Genomic DNA, 1,120 nt, shown 5'->3' on the forward strand with positions numbered 1-1,120 from the left:
AACTTCCATTTCAGTTGTTTTATTAACACCTACCTCATGAACAGCTGTTTCAATTTGAATCGTTGGAACATCAACTTTTTGATAGTCAGGTGCTGTAGGTTCTTTCTCATAATTAGGTGCTTCTGGTGGTGCTGGTTTGGTAATGGTATGTGCTTTAACATTTGAATTAAAAGCAAACCAAACATAGCCTCGACCTTCCGAAAGAATATTAAAGTTAATATTACCTTCAGCACGTCCAGCAATAGCTCCGTAATATTCTAACGGACTACCATCAACATCCCAGTCGCTAACATCAAATTTTGAACCATCTCCTACAAAAGAATTAGAAGTAGAGGCATGATACGTGCCATTAGGTTGAGCTTGAATCGACGAACCTGCAATCGGAATCATTGTCCCAGAAAAATCTGATACTCCTTCCCAATCACCATTATTTGGGAAAGAAGCATTTAGAGATGAAAAGCTAATAAGCGACCCCGTTGGATCAATTAAATTACCATTTTCATCATAGAATTTGACATCCATATTTAATTTGAAATACTTATCACCATTCAAATAATGTAACGTTCTAGTTGGATCATTTTCAAAAGTTGCTAGTAAGCGATCACCGTAAGCAGAATCAAGTAAAGTATAAGTGAAAACAACTTTCTTAATAGGCTTACCGTTCACTGATGAATTTAAAATATTAGTATACGTTACTGTTACTGATTGCCCTTTTTGAAGAACGTATAAAACTCCTCCACCTGTATTTTTTAGGGCTTGTACCGTTTCTGGTCGCATACCTGCTGTGATTTCTTTTATTTCTTGTTCAGTAGCTGGTTTCTTGTTAACCGTGTGATTAGCCTGTGGCTCTGATTGGAAAATCAAGTTTTGAATACTTGGTTTGGTTAGATACCCATCTTTATCCTTATTGGCTTCCATTTCAGCCATATACTTAGCTAAATTCTTATCATAATCAGCTTTAGCAGCTTCATATTCGGCTAACTTCTTATCATAATCAGCTTTCAATTGAGCATTATGATCATTAACTTTTTGAACTTCAGCATCATACTTAGCTTTCAATTCAGCATTCTTCTTGTCAATCTCTTGAATTTTAGCTTTGATTTCAGCTAGTTTCTTATTA

At 35.4% G+C, this 1,120-nt stretch carries 1 protein-coding gene; it reads right to left on the bottom strand.

What is annotated here, in order from left to right; translation table 11 throughout:
* On the bottom strand, positions 1-1,120 hold a 1,120-nt coding region (locus QVD32_RS13210; RefSeq protein WP_287710399.1), incomplete at both ends, for a GbpC/Spa domain-containing protein.

The organism is Barnesiella sp. (genome assembly GCF_022723415.1).
GTDB classification, from domain to species: Bacteria; Bacteroidota; Bacteroidia; order Bacteroidales; family Barnesiellaceae; genus Barnesiella; species Barnesiella intestinihominis.